Here is a 16,666-nt window from a genome sequence, read left to right on the forward strand (position 1 = left end):
TCGCCCCTGCCCTGCCCGCCCCTGACCGGCGTGAATTGGGCAGAATGGTGGGATGACCGAGATCGACTGGGAGCGCCTGCGGGCCGCCGCCACCGAGGTGATGCGGCACGCGTACGTGCCGTACTCGAAGTTCCCCGTCGGGGCCGCCGCCCTCGTCGACGACGGCCGGATCGTGGTCGGCTGCAACGTGGAGAACGCCGCGTACGGGGTGGTGCTCTGCGCCGAGTGCGGGGTGGTCTCCTCGCTGCACGCCACCGGCGGCGGCCGGATCGTCGCCCTGTCCTGCGTCGACGCCACCGGCGAGCCGCTGATGCCGTGCGGCCGGTGCCGGCAACTGCTCTGGGAGCAGGGCGGCCCGCGCTGCCTGATCGAAGCCAAGGACGGCCCGCTGACCATGGCGGAGCTGCTGCCGCACGCGTTCGACGTGGCCGACCTGGAGGCGGTGACCGGCGAACGGCCGGTGCCCGTGGTGCCGGACCGGCTGGCCGCCTGGCGGGGGCGGGGCACCGTCTTCGTGCACGCCGACCTGTCGGCGGGGCGGCAGGTGTGGACGGCGTACTGGGAGCGGTCGGCCGGGGACACCGAGGGCGCCGAGACCGGCGTGCTGGAGGAGGGCCCGAGCTGGGACGAGGCGGCCGAGGCGGTCGCCTGGGGGCTCGCCCGCACCCCGCGCGTCGTGGTGGTGGACGCGACCGGCACCATCTTCTGGGCCGGCGAGGGGGAGCCGCCGCAGGAGATCCCGATTCGGTGGGGTGGTTGAGACTGATGAGTGCCTTCACGGCGGTGGACGTCATCCGCGCCAAGCGGGACGGCGGGGTGCTGGGCGACGCCCAGATCGACTGGGTCGTCGACGCGTACACGAAGGGCCTGGTCGCCGACGAGCAGATGTCGGCGCTGGCCATGGCGATCCTGCTGCGCGGGATGACCGCGCCGGAGATCGCCCGGTGGACCGCCGCGATGATCGCCAGCGGCGAGCGGCTGGACCTCTCCGCCGTCGAGCGGCCGACCGTCGACAAGCACTCCACCGGCGGCGTCGGCGACAAGATCACCCTTCCGCTCACCCCGCTGGTCGCGGCGTGCGGCGGCGCGGTGCCGCAGCTGTCCGGGCGCGGGCTCGGCCACACCGGCGGCACGCTGGACAAGCTGGAGTCGATCCCGGGCTGGCGGGCCGCGCTGAGCAACGACGAGTTCATCCGCCAGCTCCGCGAGGTGGGCGCGGTCATCTGCGCGGCGGGCGCGGGCCTCGCACCGGCCGACCGCAAGCTGTACGCGCTGCGCGACGTCACCGGCACCGTCGAGGCGATCCCCCTGATCGCCAGTTCGATCATGAGCAAGAAGATCGCCGAGGGCACCGGCGCGCTGGTGCTCGACGTGAAGGTCGGTTCCGGGGCGTTCATGAAGTCCGTCGACGACGCCCGCGAGCTGGCCCGCACGATGGTCGAGCTGGGCGGCGCGCACGGCGTCAGGACGGTCGCCCTGCTCACCGACATGTCCACCCCGCTCGGGCTGGCCGTCGGCAACGCCGTCGAGGTCACCGAGTCGGTCGAGGTGCTGGCCGGCGGCGGGCCCGCCGACGTGGTGGAGCTGACCCTCGCCCTGGCCCGGGAGATGCTCGACGCGGCGGGGCTGCCCGACGCCGACCCCGGTGCGGCGCTGCGCGACGGCCGCGCCATGGACGCCTGGCGGGCGATGATCCGCGCCCAGGGTGGCGACCCGGACGCGCCCATGCCCACCGCACCCGAGGTGGAGGTGGTCCGCGCCGACTCCGACGGCTTCGTGGCGTCGGTCGACGCGTACGCGATCGGGGTGGCCGCCTGGCGGCTCGGCGCGGGCCGCGCCCGCAAGGAGGACCCGGTGAGCGTCCCGTCGGGGGTGGTGCTGCACAAGCGCCCCGGCGACCCGGTGCGGGCCGGCGAGCCGCTGTACGAGCTGCGCGCCGAGCACGCGGCCCGGATCCCGGCGGCGCTGGCCGAGGCCGCCCGGGCGGTACGCATCTCGCCGACCGCCCCAGCCGCGAAGCCGCTGGTCATCGAGCGGATCGGCTGACCTGTCCCCGCGTCCGTCCCGGCACCCACCTGTCGTGGTGCCGACCGCCGTTAACCGCTATTCTCCCAGGCCAGGGGGACGACCGGCGCTTAGCCGATGCGACTGACAGGGGTCTGAGCCGTGCGCGTACCCGCTCCCGACCCGCGCGAGGTCCGTGACGCCAGCCTGGACGAGCTGTCCCGGCTGGGGCTGCCGCTGCCACCCGAGCAGTTCCCGCTGGTGTGGGAGCCCGGCGACGAGATCGAGCTGCGGCCGACGGTGGAGATCGAGGCGCGCATCGCCGTGCTGCACGTGATCCTGGCCCGGTGCTTCGGCATGCCCGCGCAGGCGGCGATGAGCTGGCTGCTCAACTCCCACCTGGTCGACATGGTCACCCCGCCCGAGTGGCAGTTCGTGATGGGCGGCCGGGGCGACCACCGGTCGTTCGTGCTGCACCACGACGCGCTGTTCTCGCTGGCCTGGGTGCTCGGCCTGACCAAGCAGCTCGACCCGACGCTGCCGGTCGACGAGCGGCTGGTGGAGCGGCTGCCGCACATCGCGGGCGGGGAGACCTTCGCGCACTGGCGCTCCCGCATCCTGGCCGCGCCCCAGCACCCGGCCGACGCGGCGGCCCTGCTCGACCTGCACTACTGCCTCGACTGGGCGTACCTGGAACTGGAGCGGGACGGGCGGTCGCGGCCCGGCCTGGTCGACGCCAACGCGATCGGTCAGCGCCGGTGGGCGCTGGAGTGGGCGGTGGTCCTGCGCGGGCCCTACCACGACGAACCGCCGGGCTGGGAAGAGGTCGACCTGTCCACCTGAGGCGGCGGCGCCGCGGTCGGCGGGGCCGGCACCCGGCTCAGCGGGGACGGTATACGCCGAGCCGGACCGCGAGGGTCACCCCGACCGGCTCGGGCAGGGCGGCGATCCGGGCGGCGAGGACGGCCGGGTCCGTGTGCCGGGCGCTGGGCCCCATCCCGACCAGCGTGGCGACCTCCGGCGCGGTCAGCTCCAGCCGGGCCCGCAGCACGCTCTCGGCGGCCTGGTCGAAGTGGTCGGCCAGGCTCCCGGCGACCCGGTCCGCCTTGTCGGGATCGACCTTCAGCAGGCCGAGCGCGTCGACCAGTTCGGCGAGGTGGTCCTCGGCCGGGGTGACCACGAGCAGCACGCCCGCCGGGTGGAGCACCCGGCGGAACTCCGCGCCGTTGCGCGGGGCGAAGACGTCGAGCAGCACCGCGACGCTGCCGTCGGCCAGCGGAAGCCGCCGCCAGGTGTCGGCGAGCGCCGCCGCCGCGCGCGGGTGGGCCCGCGCCGCCCGGCGCAGCGCCGGCTTGGAGACGTCCAGGGCCAGGCCCACGGCGTCGGGCAGCGCCGCCAGCACCGCGGCGAGGTGCCGGCCCGTGCCCGCCCCGGCGTCCACCACCAGCGGGTACGCCCCGACGGCCCGGCCGGTTCCGCTGGGTGTTGCGGGCCCGCCGGACGTTGCGGGCCCGCCGGACGTTGCGGGCCCGCCGGGTGTTGCGGGCCCGGCGTGTCGCGGGCCGGGGCGACCGACTGCGTGTGCCCCCTTTGCTCTGCACCCGCATACGCAGCGGTCACCCACCGTCACCGCTGCGCCCGTGGGTGCAGAGCAAAGGGCCTGCGGGATGGGTGCGTCAGCCGCCGGGCGGCCTGTCGCGGGGGCGTCAGCCAACCGGCCCGTCGCGGCGGGGGCAACAGCCGCCGGGGCGTCCATCACCGGGTGGCCGACCGCCGGAGGGTCCGCCGCCGGGGGGTCCGCCGCCGGGGCGTCCTGCCCCTCGTCGGCCACGGGCGCGGCACCCAGCGCCGCGAGCGCGGCGGCGGCGAGCGCGGCCGAGACCGGGTCGTAGTGCCCGGCGGCGAGGAAGTCGGCCCGGGCGGCCACCATCTCGGCGGTGTCGCCCGCGTGCGGGGCCCGGCCGGCGAGCAGGTCGACGTAGCCCTGACGGGCGACGTCGAAGCTGTGCCGGCGCGGGCAGCGCAGCGCCCGGGCGGTCCCGGTGGCGGCCTCGGTGAGCGGTTCCGCGCAGACCGGGCAGCGCAGCCGGCCGACGATGCGGGGGTCCATCACCGCGCCATCCTCCCAGCCGGTCGCGTCGGCGGCCCGTCCGGTGGCCACTAGGGTCTCAGCATGGTCGCAATCTCATACGAGGACATCGTCAAGGCTCCCAAGGCGCTGCTGCACGACCACCTCGACGGCGGCCTGCGGCCGGCGACGATCGTCGAGCTGGCCGCCGAGGTCGGCCACGAGTTGCCCACCACCGACCCCGGGGCGCTCGGCCGCTGGTTCGTCGAGGCGGCGGACTCCGGTTCGCTGGAGCGCTACCTGGAGACGTTCGCCCACACCGTGGCCGTCATGCAGACCGCGCCCGCGCTGCGCCGGGTGGCCCGGGAGTGCGCCCAGGACCTGGCCGCCGACGGCGTCGTCTACGCGGAGGTGCGGTTCGCCCCCGAGCAGCACCTGGAGCGGGACCTGACCCTGGACGAGGTGGTCGAGGCGGTCGTCGCCGGGTTCGCCGAGGGCACGGCGCTCGCCGCCGACGCCGGCCACCAGATCCGCGTGGGCACCCTGCTCACCGCGATGCGGCACGCCGCCCGGTCGCAGGAGATCGCCGAGCTGGCCGTACGGCACCGCGACGCCGGGGTGGTGGGCTTCGACATCGCCGGGGCGGAGGCGGGCTTCCCGCCCACCCGGCACCTCGACGCGTTCGAGTACCTCCAGCGGGAGAACTTCCACTTCACCATCCACGCCGGCGAGGCGTTCGGGTTGCCGTCGATCTGGCAGGCCATCCAGTGGTGCGGCGCGGACCGCCTCGGCCACGGGGTGCGGATCGTCGACGACATCACCCCCGGCGACGACCGGCCGACGCTGGGCCGGCTGGCCGCGTACGTGCGGGACAAGCGGATCCCGCTGGAGCTGTGCCCCTCGTCGAACGTGCAGACCGGCGCGGCGGCGTCGATCGCCGAGCACCCGATCGGGCTGCTGCGTGACCTGCGGTTCCGGGTCACGGTGAACACCGACAACCGGCTGATGAGCGGCACCTCGATGTCCCGGGAGATGGCGTTGCTGGTGGAGGCCTTCGGCTACGGCTGGAAAGAACTCCAGTGGTTCACGATCAACGCGATGAAGAGCGCGTTCATCCCGTTCGACGAGCGACTGGTCATCATCGACGAGGTGATCAAGCCGGCGTACGCGAAGCTGCTGGGCTGATCAGGGGTGGTGCGGGTGGCCGGCGAGCAGGTCGGCCACCCGGCGCAGCACCTCACGGGCGGGGGCCGGACGGGCGCCGAGCCCCGCCTGGCGGCGCAGCACCGCCGGCTCCGCCCGCAGCAGGGCCAGGCCGCGCCGCAGCAGCACCCGGGGGGCCTTGCGCTGCTCGGCCAGGTCGCGGGCGAGCCGCCGGAGGAAGGTGGTGCCGCGCGGCCGGCGCAGCGCGTACGCCCCGGCGAGCAGCCCCTGCCGTCGGCATTCCTCGACGATCTCGGCGGCGAATATCCCTTCGGCGACGAAAAGTGGCGATCCGGTCACCTCGAATGGCCGGGTGGCCACTTGCCGGTCCGCGCCGATCGCATAAACCGGCACTTCGGCCTTGCCGTCGCGGGCCAGTCGGGCAATCGTTTCCACGGCCGCCCCGGCGTCCCACGAACGGGGTGAGTCCCAGTCCACAAGGCCGTCGTGGCGCGGCAACGTAGGGTCATCACCGTCCTTGTAGAAGTCGTCGAGACAGAGGACGGGAAGCCCGGTTCGTTGGGCTATGTACGACTTTCCGGAGCCAGAGGGGCCGGCGAGAAGGATGACGCGACGGGGGTGTTTCATTACTCTCAGTCACTCCGGCCAGACGGATTGCGAGCAAATTGCATCAACATCTCATCACACCTTCGGCGACGGCCAGCCTGGGCTTTCTCTTTGGAACACGGCGTGATGGAATCTCGGAGGTCCGACCCGCCGGGTCGGTCGCTGGGCGTTGCCCGGGGCAACGCGCGGGCGCTGTGATCGCGAGGGCGGTGACGTGAGCAAACGACCGAAGACGGCGGGTTCCTTCCTGTCGCGACTGCGTCGGCCGGCCGGCCGGCTCCGCGACATGCCGATCTGGTCCAAGCTCGGTCTCATCATGATCGTGCCGACCATCGCCACGGTCGTCGTCGGCACCAGTGGCCTCGTCGACAACCTGGAGACGCTGAACAACGCCAACCGCTCCGGTGACCTGGCAAACCTGGTGGGCTACTCGGGCGACCTGGTCAACAGCCTGCAGGACGAGCGCACCTCCGCAGTGCTGCTGCTCGGCGCGAACGGCGACCAGGCCAAGGCGCAATACCAGGAGGCGTACAACCGGGTCAACAGCCGGGTCGATCAGGCCAAGGCGCCGTACCTGAGCCAGCGGGCCAAGGTCGAGGACCTGCCGAACAGCCTGGAGAACCTGCTCGACGGCATCGACCAGAACCTGAAGGACCTGCCCGGCACCCGCAGTCAGGTCTTCAACGGCAAGCTCAAGATCATCGACGCCATGCAGGCGTACGAGGGTCTGATCAACGACCTGCTCTCCATCCGCGACTCCGCCACCCAGCTCGCCGGTGACAACGACCTGAGCGACCGGATGCGCGCCGCGGCCGCCGTCGCCCGGGAGAAGGAATACCTCTCGGTCCGCCGGGTCGTGGTGCACCGGGCGCTCATCCAGCGCGAGCTGACCCCCATCCTGCGCACCGACTACATCGCCAGCGGCACCGGTCAGCAGCAGGCGCTGCAGAGCTTCAAGGCGGTGGCCAGCCAGGCCGAGGCGGACCTGCACGACCAGACCGTCGCGGGCGGCGACCGGCGCGAGGCGCAGAACTACACCGGCTGGCTCGACGGCAACATCAACGGCAGCATGGCCGACGCGCCGTTCGGGCCGGACCAGTGGGACGCGGCCATGGTCGCCAACGCCAAGCTGATCCGTACGGTCGAGGCCAAGCTGGACGGCGACGTCGTCAAGCAGGCCGACGCGCTCCGCTCCGACGTGCAGCGCACGGTGTTCCTCCAGACCGGCCTGCTGCTCGGCATGCTGCTGCTGGCCATCCTGTTCGCGTACCTCGTCGCCCGGTCGATGGCCCGGTCGCTGCGCGACCTGCGGCAGGGCGCGCTCAACATCGCCCAGTACGGCCTGCCCCAGGCCGTCGCCCGGCTGCGCGACCCGCAGCTGTCCAGCCAGCTCTCCCCGGTCCAGGCGGCCAACCAGATCGCCGAGCCGCTGCCGGTGCGCAGCAAGGACGAGTTCGGTCAGGTGACCGAGGCGTTCAACGCGGTCCACCTGGAGGCCGTGCGGACGGCGGCCGAGCAGGCCGCGCTGCGCGCCTCCGTCGCGACAATGTTCGTCAACCTGGCCCGCCGCTCGCAGATCCTGGTCGACCGGCTGATCGGCCACCTCGACCGGCTGGAGCGCGGCGAGGAGGACCCGGACCGGCTGGCCGAGCTGTTCCAGCTCGACCACCTGGCGACCCGGATGCGCCGTAACGACGAGAACCTGCTGGTGCTCGCCGGCGCCGACTCCACCCGCGTGCAGCGCGAGCCGGCGGCGCTGATCGACGTGCTGCGGGCCGCCCAGTCCGAGGTCGAGCACTACACCCGCATCGAGTTCGGGGTGATCGACCGCGACATCGAGGTCGCCGCGCACGCGGTCAACGACCTGGTCCACCTGGTCGCCGAGCTGTTCGACAACGCGACCGCCTTCTCGCCGCCCGACTCGCAGGTGATGGTGGAGGCCCGCCGGGTCGGCGACCGGGCCAGCCTCTACGTCGAGGACCGGGGCATCGGCATCAGCGTCGAGCAGCTCCACGAGCTCAACGAGCGCCTCGCCACGCCGCCGCAGGTGGACGTGGCCGTCTCCCGGATGATGGGTCTGGTCGTGGTCGCCCGCCTGGCCTCCCGGCACGGGGTGAAGGTCGAGCTTCGGCCCGGCAACGACCGGGGCACCGTCGCCGACGTGACCCTGCCCACCACCGTGCTGGTGCCCCGTGCGCTCTCCGGCCGGGTCCAGCAACCCGGCGCGCTGCCGGCCCCGCCCGCGCAGCTCACCGGCCCGCAGTCGGGCGGGCCCACCCCGACCCTGGGCGCCTTCGCGGCCTTCGGCAACGGCCCCGCCGCCCCCGCGCCCAGCCAGCGGCCGGGGCACTCGGGCAACCAGGTCACCCTGGGCGGCCGCTCCTTCGACCCGGCCTCGCGCAACGGCCACGGCACGCCCGCGTCGGCCGGTTCCATGCGGTCGATGCCGGCCTGGTCGGACCTCACCGGCGCCGGTGGTGCCGCAGGCGGCGCCCCGGCCCCCCGCACCTCCAACGGGCAGCAGATCGACCCGCTGCCGCAGCGGCGGGCCCCCGGTGACGGTGACCCGGCCAGCAGCGGCCAGCAGCCGGCGATTCCCCGGCAGCTGCCGAGCAGCCCGGAGGCCCGCGGATGGACCTCGCCGCCGGTTTCGGTGCCGCCGGTCTCCGCGCCCCCGATTCCGCCGGTCTCGGCACCGCCCGCCTCCGCCTTCCCGGTGTCGGGTCAGCCCGTCTCGGCCGCACCGGTGTCGGGTCAGCCCGTCTCGGCGGCACCGGTGTCGGGTCAGCCCGTCTCCGCTCAACCGGTGTCCGGTCAGCCGGCCGGCACGCCCGTCTCCGGTCAGCCGTACTCGGCGCAGCCACTGCCCAGCAGGCCGGTCCCCTCGGCCCAGGCGCCGGTGGCACCCCCGGCCTGGCCTCCGGTGGCGGCCCCGGAGCCGGCCACCCCGCCGGTGCCGGAGCGCCTCGCGGCCGCCCTGGACATGACCACGGAGCTGCCCCGGGTGCCGCGCACCGAGGTGCCCAGCGCTCCGGCTACTCCGCCGACGCCGGCCCGGCCGACGCCCCCGCAGGCCCAGACCCGGCAGCAGCGGTACGCGGACGAGACGATGGAGCTGCCGATCTTCCGGGAGCTGGAGTCGGCCTGGTTCCGCACCCGCCGCTCGGGCGCGGAGGAGGCGGCGGGCCCCACCCAGCCCGCAGCGACCAACGGCGCCGGAAGCTCGGCGAACAGCGCCGTGACCCAGCAGTTCTCCGCGGTCGACGTCACCGGCCGGGCCGTCCAGACACCAGCACCCCGGACGACAGGTAACGCACCGATGGCAGACACCCCGATGGCCGGAGGAGTGCCCCGCGACAACGGATCGCCGACCAACGGCGGCGGTCGCCCCGGTCCCGCCGATGCCTTCACCGGCCGGCGGCCCACGTCGCAGGGCAACGCCTGGCAGACGGCCGCGGACGACGGCTGGCGGGCCGCCTCGGCGGCGACCGAGGTCCCAGTGGCGGAGACCACCCGCAAGGGCCTGCCGAAGCGGGTGCCGATGGCCCAGCTCGTGCCCGGCGGGGTGGAGAAGCCCACCACGTCGGTCCAGCGCCGCACACCGGAGGGCGTCCGCGGTCTGCTCTCGGCATACCATCGAGGCGTGCAGCGCGGGCGCACCCAGCCCGACGGCAACCCGACCAACCCGGAGGAAGCTTCGGGTGGGCAGCAATCCTCGCAGTCTGGCTCAGGCCCGGTGGCCGGGAGCGGGCAGAAGGAGCAACAAGGATGACAACTACGCAGGATCTCGGTTGGCTGCTGGCCAACTTCGCCGACCGGGTGCCCGGTGTCGCGCACGCGGTCGCCGTCTCCGCGGACGGTCTGCTCCTCGCGTCGTCACGAGACCTTCCGCGTGACCGGGCCGACCAGCTCGCCGCGATCGCGTCCGGCCTGGTCAGCCTCACGCAGGGGGCGGCCCGCTGCTTCGAGGGCGGCGCGGTGCTGCAGACCGTGGTCGAGATGGACAACGGTTTCCTGTTCCTGATGTCCATCTCGGACGGCTCGTCCTTCGCCGTGCTCGCCGCCCGCAGCTGCGACGTCGGGCAGGTCGGATACGAGATGGCCCTCCTGGTCGACCGGGTGGGCGACGCGTTGACCCCGCAGCCGCGTACGGCTGTGGGGATGATGGGCTGACCCGCGCGCTGGCCGGTGGGTCAGGCGGGGCGGCAACGACAGAAACGACGGGTTCCACCGGGTCCAGCCGGTGTCGGGGACGAAGGAGGTGAGCGGCGACATGGATCGTGACGAGCCGACCGGAGCGTTGGTCCGTCCGTACGCCGTGACCCGCGGTCGTACCCGACCCCGGCTGGACATCGCGCTGGAGGCACTCGTCGAGACGACGGTGCGTGGTCGGGCCGCTGCCGGTTCCAACGGCGGCCAGGGCCGGGAGCACCAGTACATCGCCGCGCTGTGCGACGGACGGGTGCAGTCGCTTGCCGAGATCGCGGCGCGGATGCAGCTCCCGCTCGGCGTGGCTAGGGTGCTCATCGCCGACATGGCGACCGACGGCCTGGTCGCGGTCCACGAGCCGACCATCCTGGACGACTCCGACGACGCGGTGGGCACTGAACTGCTGGAGAGGGTGCTGAGTGGACTTCGCAGGCTCTGACATGTCGCACCGCCCGCCCGTCCCGAGCGGGCGCGTGACGTCGGCGAAGATCGTTATCGCCGGTGGTTTCGGCGTCGGCAAGACGACGCTGGTCGGCTCGGTCTCGGAGATCACGCCGCTGACCACCGAGGCGATCATGACCTCCGCCGGCGTGGGCGTCGACGACACCCGGCAGGTGCCGGGCAAGACGACGACCACGGTGGCGATGGACTTCGGCCGTATCTCGATCGACCGGGACCTGATCCTGTACCTGTTCGGCACCCCCGGCCAGACCCGGTTCTGGTTCATGTGGGACGAGCTGGTCCGGGGCGCCATCGGCGCGGTGGTCCTGGTCGACACCCGGCGGCTGGCCGACTGCTTCGCGGCCATCGACTTCTTCGAGCACCGGCGGCTGCCGTACCTGGTGGCCATCAACTGCTTCGACGGGATGCAGTACCACGACCCGCAGGACGTCCGGGACGCGCTCGCGATCTCGCACGAGGTGCCGGTGGTGGCCTGCGACGCCCGTAACCGGGAGTCGACGAAGCACGTGCTGATCTCGCTGGTCGAGTACGTGCTCACGATGCGTCGCTCGCGCGCGGTCGCGCCGGCCTGATCGACGACGGGACGCGCCCGACGATCGGCATTCCGCCGGGGTCGTCGGGCGCGTCCTGCTGTCCGGGCGCGGGTGGCGACTGGCCGCCGTTGCTGGCGGTCGCCTGCTCCCGCGCCGGGACGCGCTGCCCTGCGCCTTAATGACAGGGTGGGTCCCTCGACGTTGTCCGTCCCCAGGGGACGTCAGGCCGCCGCAAGGCAGTCGTAGCCGTCGGCGTGGGGTGCCTGCGGCCGGGTCCGGTCTCCGCGGTCCCCGAGTCCACCAGGGAGCTTCCCGTCGCCGTGTCGGCCGTATGCCGCAACGCTCCGGTGGCTGCGACGCTCCGGTGTCCGGGACGGGAAGCCGGGGCGGCGGTGCCGCCCCGGCGCGGTGGTCAGGAGCGGTAGCCGGCGGAGCGGTACTCGTACTCCCGGTCGTCGTCGCGGTCGCCGGTGTCCCGGGTGAAGTCCCAGCCGCCCGCCGCCTCGCGGCCCGGTCGGCCGCCGACGGCGAAACCGCCGATCTCCTGCCCGCGACGCCAGCCCCGGAAGTAGCCGGTCGTGTTCTCGGCGAGGCTGGCCGCGTCGCGGACTATCCGCAGGGGACGCTCCTCGCGCAGGGGCGAGCCCGGCACCAGGTTGGCCTGCGGCACCCGCTTGGGCAGCCCGGCCTTGGTCTCGGCACCCACCGCCGGGCGGGCGGCCTGCTCGGCGGCCTGCCACCCGGTGTCGGCGGTGCTCGACCAGTCCAGCTCGGCCTCGTCGCCGTGGCCGACGAACCAGGCCGACTTGGCGGCGGCGAAGATCAGCAGGTCACCGTCCCCCTCGTCGGAGATCGGCGGGGTACGCCGCTCCATGGGGGCGGGACGCGGTGGCTGGGGTGGGGCCGACCGGTGCTCCATGGTGGGCCGCTGCTCCGCAGGGACCCGCTGCCCGAGCGGGGAGCGGTGCTCCATCGCTGGCCGTTCGGGCCGGGGCTCCGGGGCGGGACGCTCGGCGCGGGCTGCCTCGCCCCGGTCGACCAGCCGCAGCGGCGGGGGCTCCAGACGCGGGTCCCCGGTCGGGCCCGACCCCTCCCGCAGCGCCCGGTCGGCCAGCGGCGGCGGCTCGACCAGTCGCAGCATCGGCGGCTCCTGGGGCAGGTCGTCGGCGAGCCATGGCGGGGTGACCCGGCCCTCGGTCGCCGGGACGACCTCGGTCGGGGCGTCGATCTGCCGCTTCGCCCGCTCCTCGAAGGGGCGGACGACCGGGTTGTTCGGGGAGCTGTCCGCCGGGTCCTCGGGGTTGTTGACCAGCGGCCAGTTCGCCCGCGAGCCGGGGGGAGCAGCCTCCTGGCCGGGGCGCGGGGCCGGCACCGGGACGCTCAGGTCGGTGGCGCTGAAGCCGCCGGTGGGCGGTGGCGCGGACTCGCCCGTCGTCTTGGGCCGGGGCGGGATGATGGTGCGCTGCCGCTCCGCCCGCGCGTTCTGGATCGCGGCCGTGGTCAGCGTGGGCCGGAACGGCTCGCCGGCCTCGGCCGGCGGCACGGACCCGCGCTCGCGCTGGCTCGGCGCGATCGGCGTGATGCCCGGCGGCGGGGGCGGCGGCGCGGAGACCGGCCGGTTGGTCGGGCCGTCGATCAGGCGGCGCGGCTCCGGCGCGGACGCGGGCGGGCCGTCCATCAGGCGGCGCGGCTCCGGCGGCGGAGGGCCGTCCATCAGGCGGCGCGGGTCGGGCGACGGCGGGCCGGAGACGGGCGGGGTGGCCGAGGCGGCCGGGACGACCGGGCGCGGGGCGACCGGCGGCGGGGCGACGGGCTCCGGCGCGACCGGTGGCGGGCCGAGTGGACGGGGCTGGGCGGGCAGGCCGCCGCCGGCTACCGGCTCGGGACGGCTGCGCCGCCCGGCGACCGGCTCGGGCTCGGTGGGCCGCAGCGCGCGCAGACCCGAGCCGGGAAGCTCGGCGATCGGCTCCCCCCGGCGGGCGGCGGCCCGGCGGCCAGACGCTGGCACGGGGGTGGTGACCCGGGCGTCGAGCGCGCCGACCAGGGCCTCGCAGCCCGCATCGCAGGCCCGCACCGAGGCCACCGCCTGGCGGACGGTCTCCGCGACGGCGGAGGTGAGCGCCCGGCTCACCGCCGCGCGGCGGGGGGTCTCGGCGATGGCGACCCGCAGCGCGGTCACCGCATCGTTGATCTTGCCTTCGTCGGCCACCCCGTCGGCCGCGAGGTGGGCGGCGATGGCGTCCGCCGCCACCGACACCTCCCGGCCCCGGGCGATCGTGCCGCCCAGCATGCCGGGTTCCGGCAGGGCGTCGAGCACGGCCAGGGCGACCGGCTCGGCCGGGTCCGGGTACGCGCGCAGGGCGGCGGGGTAGAGCTCCCGCAGCACCTCGCGCAGCGCCACGGCGGCGGAGTGCCGGCCGCTGGCGAGCGCGGCGTGCGCCGAGAGGACCTGCTTGTAACCGGCGAGGTCCCGGGGCGCCGGCAGGGTGACCGCCGACAGCGCGCCGGCCTGGAGAGCCCGGGCCAGCCCGACCGCCCGCCGCTCGGCCGGCGGGGACTGCATCTCCTCCAGCGAGTCGTCGTCGGCGAACCGCTCGGCGAAGTCGTCGACGGAGTCGTCGTCCGCGATGGCCAGGGGACGCCCGGCGGCGCTCAGCAGCGAGGTGACCGTGTGGTCGTCGCTGTCGGCGGCGATCGCGGCCCCGCTCGGCCCGCCCGACCGCTCCACGAGCAGCGCGACCAGCTGGGCATAGCCGGCCGGGTCGTCGCCGATCTCGCAGACATGGAGCAGCCGACCTGCGTCGTCGACCACAGCGGACGTCAGCGTCGAACCGGCCGAGGCCGGTCGGTCGGCCGGATCCGCCGAGGCCAGACCGCAGTACACGCGCACGAGCGCCACGGCGTCGTCCTCCTCCCGGGACTGAGGTCTTTCTCTGCCAGAGACTGATGCTCCCTGGAACGCGTCAGTCGCGCCAGTCCACGACTGCAGAGATCTTGCCGACAATGGTGCGCCACCCGAGACTCGCCGTCTGCGCGCCGATCTTCTTCAGCCGACGCCGGCCGAGGAAGCCCCCGATCCCGCCGTTGGCGGTGGCACGCAGCGCCTCGTCCAGGTCGTCGAGGCTGGAGCCGGCGGAGAGCATGTCCAGCACCGCGGGCAGCCGCAGCGCGTACGCGATGTCCCGAGCCACCTCGCCGGCCTCGATCAGGAGGGTCGAGTCCCAGGTGTCGTGCCCGCCCCGCAGGTTCTCCACGACCAGGTCGAGCTCGTAGGTGTCCTCGTCGAGCGGGACGATGTCGGCCGGTTCCACCCGTTCGGACAGTTCATTCCAGCTGTCCAGTTGAGACATGTCGTTGGGCGCGCCGGACCTGACGAAGCTGACGAGGGACTCCGGCGTCTTGAACAGCAGCAACTTGCCCCGGTGGCTGAGGAAGACCGGCACCTCCTCGTCGTCTGCCTCGTCCTCGGCGTCGTCGGCGTCCGACTCCTCCGTCGCGTCCGCGTCGGTGTCGGCGTCGGCGTCAGCCGCGTCGGCGTCGGCGGTCGGCTTGCGGCGGCGGGACTTCCCGTCCGCCTTCTCGGCCTCCTCGGCCTCTGCCTCGGCGAACTCGGCGGCCAGTTCCTCGTCGAGGATGACGACCTCGTCGTCGTCCTCGTCGTCGGTCTCGACCGCCTGCCTGCGGGCCAGGAACGGGTCGTCCTGGTCGCGCTCGGCGACGTCGGTCGGGGTCAGCTCCCGCGCCGGCCGGTACGCCCGCAGCGTGAAGCCGGTGCCGGCGGGCAGGGCGATCTCGACCGGGTCGATCCGCAGCTCGTCCCAGAGCGCGCGGTCGGCTTCGCGCGCCGACGGGCGCTCGGCGTCCTCGTCGATCTCTTCGAGGGTGCCGTCGGTCTCGTCGAGCTCGGGCTCGTCGGCGTCGGGCCGTTGGGGCGACTGGCGGGCCACGCTGACCTCCGTGTGCTTCGGGCTGCCCACCCGGCGGCGTCTCCGGCCGTCGAGTGACTCTGGGCACATACCCTAGTGGGCGACTCCGGGAGGCCGATGCCCGCACCCCGGTGGCGGCCCGCGCGGCCCACACGTAGTCTTGCTACCTATGAAGGCCCAGGCGCTGCACGGACACCTCGACGCGCTGCTGCTCGCGGTGCTGGAGCGGGGGGCCCTGCACGGCTACGCCATCATCGAGGCGCTGCGCGCCCGCAGCGAGGGCGCCCTCGACCTGCCCACCGGGACGATCTACCCGGCGCTGCGCCGACTGGAGCGGGCGGGGCACGTGGCCAGCAGCTGGAGCACCGTCAACGGCCGGGAGCGCCGCACCTACGAGCTGACCGACTCGGGTCGTCGGGCCCTCGCCGGTGAGCGGGCCGGCTGGCAAGAGTTCAGCGCGACCGTCGGCCAGTTCCTCGGCGACACCCCGCCCGCGCCGGCCTGACCCCGCCCGGCTGTCCGCGCCCGCCCGGCTGCCCGCGCCAGCCGGCGGCCCCTACGCCCGCGTCCCGGGCCTGCGGCCCGCCCTCGGGTTCGCCGCACTCATGTCACTTTCTGTCATGGCGGCGGTCATCGTCGGTGCGGGAGAGCGTGCGTCACTCCGCGTGGCGGTCGGCCTGCCCGGCATGACGACTCGTCTTCCCTTTGCTCTGCACCCATCCGCGCAACACCCGGCTGGGCTGCTCGGATGTGGAATCGGCGGTGCCGGGCGGGTCGACGTGCGGTCACCCTACGTCAGGTGTTGCGTATGTGGGTGCAGAGCAAAGGGGGAAGTGGGCGTGGTGGTGCTGGGCGAGCCCGTTGCGGGGAGTGACGAACGTGGGTGCGTGGGTGCGTGGGACGTGGTGCGTCCGGGCGCGGCCGACTCCGGCGGAGCGCCGGACCCACGCCGGGTCGGCGGGTCGGCGAGCCGGCGAGCCGGCTCGGGCGCACCCTATGCCGGTCCGGCCGGCCGGCGGCGGGTCGCGAGCAGCCAGGACCGGGCCGCCCGGCCGATCCACAGGAACCCCGCGCCGCTGGCCAGCGCGCCGACCAGCATCGGTGGCCAGGTGCGGGCCGCCTCCCACAGCCCGACGGACCAGCCGTACAGGGCCGCGCCGCTGGCCGCGCCGAGGACGAGCGCGACGGTGAGCGCCAAGCCGGTCAACCGGGCGAGGCGGGGCAGCGCCGGGTGCGCCGACCGGGCCGACGCGGCGACCACCGTCAGCCCCGCCACCGCCAGAATGGCCGCTCCCAGCCAGATGCCGTTCACCGCGCCCGACAGCAGGCGGTAGGCCACCGGTGGGCCGGGCCCGCCGCTCCAGCTCGACCCCTGCCAGGTCAGGTCGCCCGCGACGACCAGCACGCCGGCGACCGCGAGCACCCGCAGGGACAGGCCGCGCAGCGACCCGGTGGCCAGCTCCGCCTGGTACGCCGGGGCGAGCCGGGCCGGCTCGCCGAACTCGGCCACCGCCCGCTGCGCGGCCTCCGCCGCCGGCAGACCCCCGTCCCGGTACGCCTCGACGGCGTCCTGCAACGCGTGGCGGGCCTCGGTGAGCAGGTCGGCCTTCAGCCGCGCCGGGCCGTACAGCCGGTCGCCCAGCTCGCGCAGCCGCTCCTCCACGAGTACGTCGTCGCCGGGCGCCATGCGACCG

14 protein-coding genes and 2 pseudogenes are annotated in these 16,666 nt (G+C 74.6%); 9 read left to right on the forward strand and 7 right to left on the reverse strand.

Going from position 1 to position 16,666, the window contains the following annotated elements:
• Nucleotides 1-52 precede the first annotated feature (52 nt).
• The 3 genes from LPU61_RS00130 (at nt 53) to LPU61_RS00140 (ending at nt 2,847) form a co-directional block, all read left to right on the forward strand.
• Entirely contained in the window at nt 53-760 is a 708-nt protein-coding gene (locus tag LPU61_RS00130; protein ID WP_043961828.1) for a cytidine deaminase, read from the forward strand.
• 5 nt (nt 761-765) lie between these two features.
• The gene (locus LPU61_RS00135) at nt 766-2,046 is read left to right on the forward strand and encodes a thymidine phosphorylase (protein ID WP_043961829.1); all 1,281 of its coding nucleotides are present in this window, start codon (nt 766-768) and stop codon (nt 2,044-2,046) included.
• Between the two features lie 120 nt (nt 2,047-2,166).
• The gene (locus LPU61_RS00140; protein ID WP_091279005.1) at nt 2,167-2,847 is read left to right on the forward strand and encodes a DUF4272 domain-containing protein; all 681 of its coding nucleotides are present in this window, start codon (nt 2,167-2,169) and stop codon (nt 2,845-2,847) included.
• Between the two features lie 37 nt (nt 2,848-2,884).
• Here LPU61_RS00140 and LPU61_RS31690 read toward each other — a convergent pair whose 3' ends face one another.
• The 3 genes and pseudogenes from LPU61_RS31690 to LPU61_RS31785 all read right to left on the reverse strand — a co-directional run.
• Nucleotides 2,885-3,760: a 23S rRNA methyltransferase gene (locus LPU61_RS31690; protein ID WP_374199609.1), complete on the reverse strand. Its 876-nt coding sequence runs from the start codon at nt 3,758-3,760 to the stop codon at nt 2,885-2,887.
• 87 nt (nt 3,761-3,847) lie between these two features.
• Nucleotides 3,848-3,952 (reverse strand): annotated as a pseudogene (locus LPU61_RS31780) (23S rRNA methyltransferase); the annotation flags it as partial.
• Between the two features lie 30 nt (nt 3,953-3,982).
• Nucleotides 3,983-4,114, reverse strand: a pseudogene (locus tag LPU61_RS31785) (putative RNA methyltransferase); the annotation flags it as partial.
• 63 nt (nt 4,115-4,177) lie between these two features.
• Here LPU61_RS31785 and LPU61_RS00150 point away from each other — a divergent pair.
• Nucleotides 4,178-5,257 (forward strand): adenosine deaminase, encoded by a 1,080-nt coding sequence (locus tag LPU61_RS00150; RefSeq protein ID WP_043961831.1) that lies wholly within the window; start codon nt 4,178-4,180, stop codon nt 5,255-5,257.
• Here LPU61_RS00150 and LPU61_RS00155 read toward each other — a convergent pair whose 3' ends face one another.
• Nucleotides 5,258-5,596, reverse strand: a complete 339-nt coding sequence (locus LPU61_RS00155) for a hypothetical protein (RefSeq protein WP_228987028.1) — start codon at nt 5,594-5,596, stop codon at nt 5,258-5,260.
• Between the two features lie 460 nt (nt 5,597-6,056).
• On the opposite strand from LPU61_RS00155, the gene LPU61_RS00160 reads away from it, so the two are divergent.
• From LPU61_RS00160 to LPU61_RS00175, 4 genes are all read left to right on the forward strand, one after another.
• On the forward strand, nt 6,057-9,614 hold the full coding sequence (locus LPU61_RS00160) for a sensor histidine kinase (RefSeq protein WP_043961833.1): 3,558 nt from the start codon (nt 6,057-6,059) through the stop codon (nt 9,612-9,614).
• The gene (locus LPU61_RS00165; protein ID WP_013283992.1) at nt 9,611-10,015 is read left to right on the forward strand and encodes a roadblock/LC7 domain-containing protein; all 405 of its coding nucleotides are present in this window, start codon (nt 9,611-9,613) and stop codon (nt 10,013-10,015) included. The genes LPU61_RS00160 and LPU61_RS00165 overlap by 4 nt, the downstream gene beginning before the upstream one ends.
• Nucleotides 10,016-10,115: 100 nt before the next feature.
• Nucleotides 10,116-10,490 (forward strand): DUF742 domain-containing protein, encoded by a 375-nt coding sequence (locus LPU61_RS00170; protein ID WP_043963940.1) that lies wholly within the window; start codon nt 10,116-10,118, stop codon nt 10,488-10,490.
• A gap of 1 nt (nt 10,491) precedes the next feature.
• Complete coding sequence (locus tag LPU61_RS00175; RefSeq protein WP_043961834.1) at nt 10,492-11,085, forward strand: ATP/GTP-binding protein; 594 nt, start codon at nt 10,492-10,494, stop codon at nt 11,083-11,085.
• A gap of 373 nt (nt 11,086-11,458) precedes the next feature.
• Here LPU61_RS00175 and LPU61_RS00180 read toward each other — a convergent pair whose 3' ends face one another.
• Complete coding sequence (locus LPU61_RS00180; protein WP_229403732.1) at nt 11,459-13,945, reverse strand: transposase; 2,487 nt, start codon at nt 13,943-13,945, stop codon at nt 11,459-11,461.
• 64 nt (nt 13,946-14,009) lie between these two features.
• Nucleotides 14,010-15,023 (reverse strand): hypothetical protein, encoded by a 1,014-nt coding sequence (locus tag LPU61_RS00185; protein ID WP_043961836.1) that lies wholly within the window; start codon nt 15,021-15,023, stop codon nt 14,010-14,012.
• Nucleotides 15,024-15,141: 118 nt separating this feature from the next.
• On the opposite strand from LPU61_RS00185, the gene LPU61_RS00190 reads away from it, so the two are divergent.
• The gene (locus LPU61_RS00190) at nt 15,142-15,477 is read left to right on the forward strand and encodes a PadR family transcriptional regulator (protein WP_043961837.1); all 336 of its coding nucleotides are present in this window, start codon (nt 15,142-15,144) and stop codon (nt 15,475-15,477) included.
• 489 nt (nt 15,478-15,966) lie between these two features.
• On the opposite strand, the gene LPU61_RS00195 is transcribed toward LPU61_RS00190, so the two are convergent.
• A complete protein-coding gene (locus tag LPU61_RS00195) occupies nt 15,967-16,659 on the reverse strand; it encodes a permease prefix domain 1-containing protein (protein ID WP_043961838.1) in 693 nt (230 codons plus the stop codon).
• Between the last annotated feature and the right edge of the window lie 7 nt (nt 16,660-16,666).

The organism is Micromonospora sp. NBRC 110038, assembly GCF_020884815.1.
Classification (GTDB): domain Bacteria; phylum Actinomycetota; class Actinomycetes; order Mycobacteriales; family Micromonosporaceae; genus Micromonospora; species Micromonospora haikouensis.

Bases quoted from the DNA above. Each gene is read 5' to 3' on its own strand.
- LPU61_RS00130 (WP_043961828.1), top strand. From the start codon at position 53: ATGACCGAGATCGACTGGGAGCGCCTGCGGGCCGCCGCCACCGAGGTG.
- LPU61_RS00135 (WP_043961829.1), top strand. From the start codon at position 766: ATGAGTGCCTTCACGGCGGTGGACGTCATCCGCGCCAAGCGGGACGGC.
- LPU61_RS31690 (WP_374199609.1), bottom strand. From the start codon at position 3,760: ATGGACGCCCCGGCGGCTGTTGCCCCCGCCGCGACGGGCCGGTTGGCT.
- LPU61_RS00150 (WP_043961831.1), top strand. From the start codon at position 4,178: ATGGTCGCAATCTCATACGAGGACATCGTCAAGGCTCCCAAGGCGCTG.
- LPU61_RS00165 (WP_013283992.1), top strand. From the start codon at position 9,611: ATGACAACTACGCAGGATCTCGGTTGGCTGCTGGCCAACTTCGCCGAC.
- LPU61_RS00170 (WP_043963940.1), top strand. From the start codon at position 10,116: ATGGATCGTGACGAGCCGACCGGAGCGTTGGTCCGTCCGTACGCCGTG.
- LPU61_RS00175 (WP_043961834.1), top strand. From the start codon at position 10,492: ATGTCGCACCGCCCGCCCGTCCCGAGCGGGCGCGTGACGTCGGCGAAG.
- LPU61_RS00190 (WP_043961837.1), top strand. From the start codon at position 15,142: ATGAAGGCCCAGGCGCTGCACGGACACCTCGACGCGCTGCTGCTCGCG.
- LPU61_RS00195 (WP_043961838.1), bottom strand. From the start codon at position 16,659: ATGGCGCCCGGCGACGACGTACTCGTGGAGGAGCGGCTGCGCGAGCTG.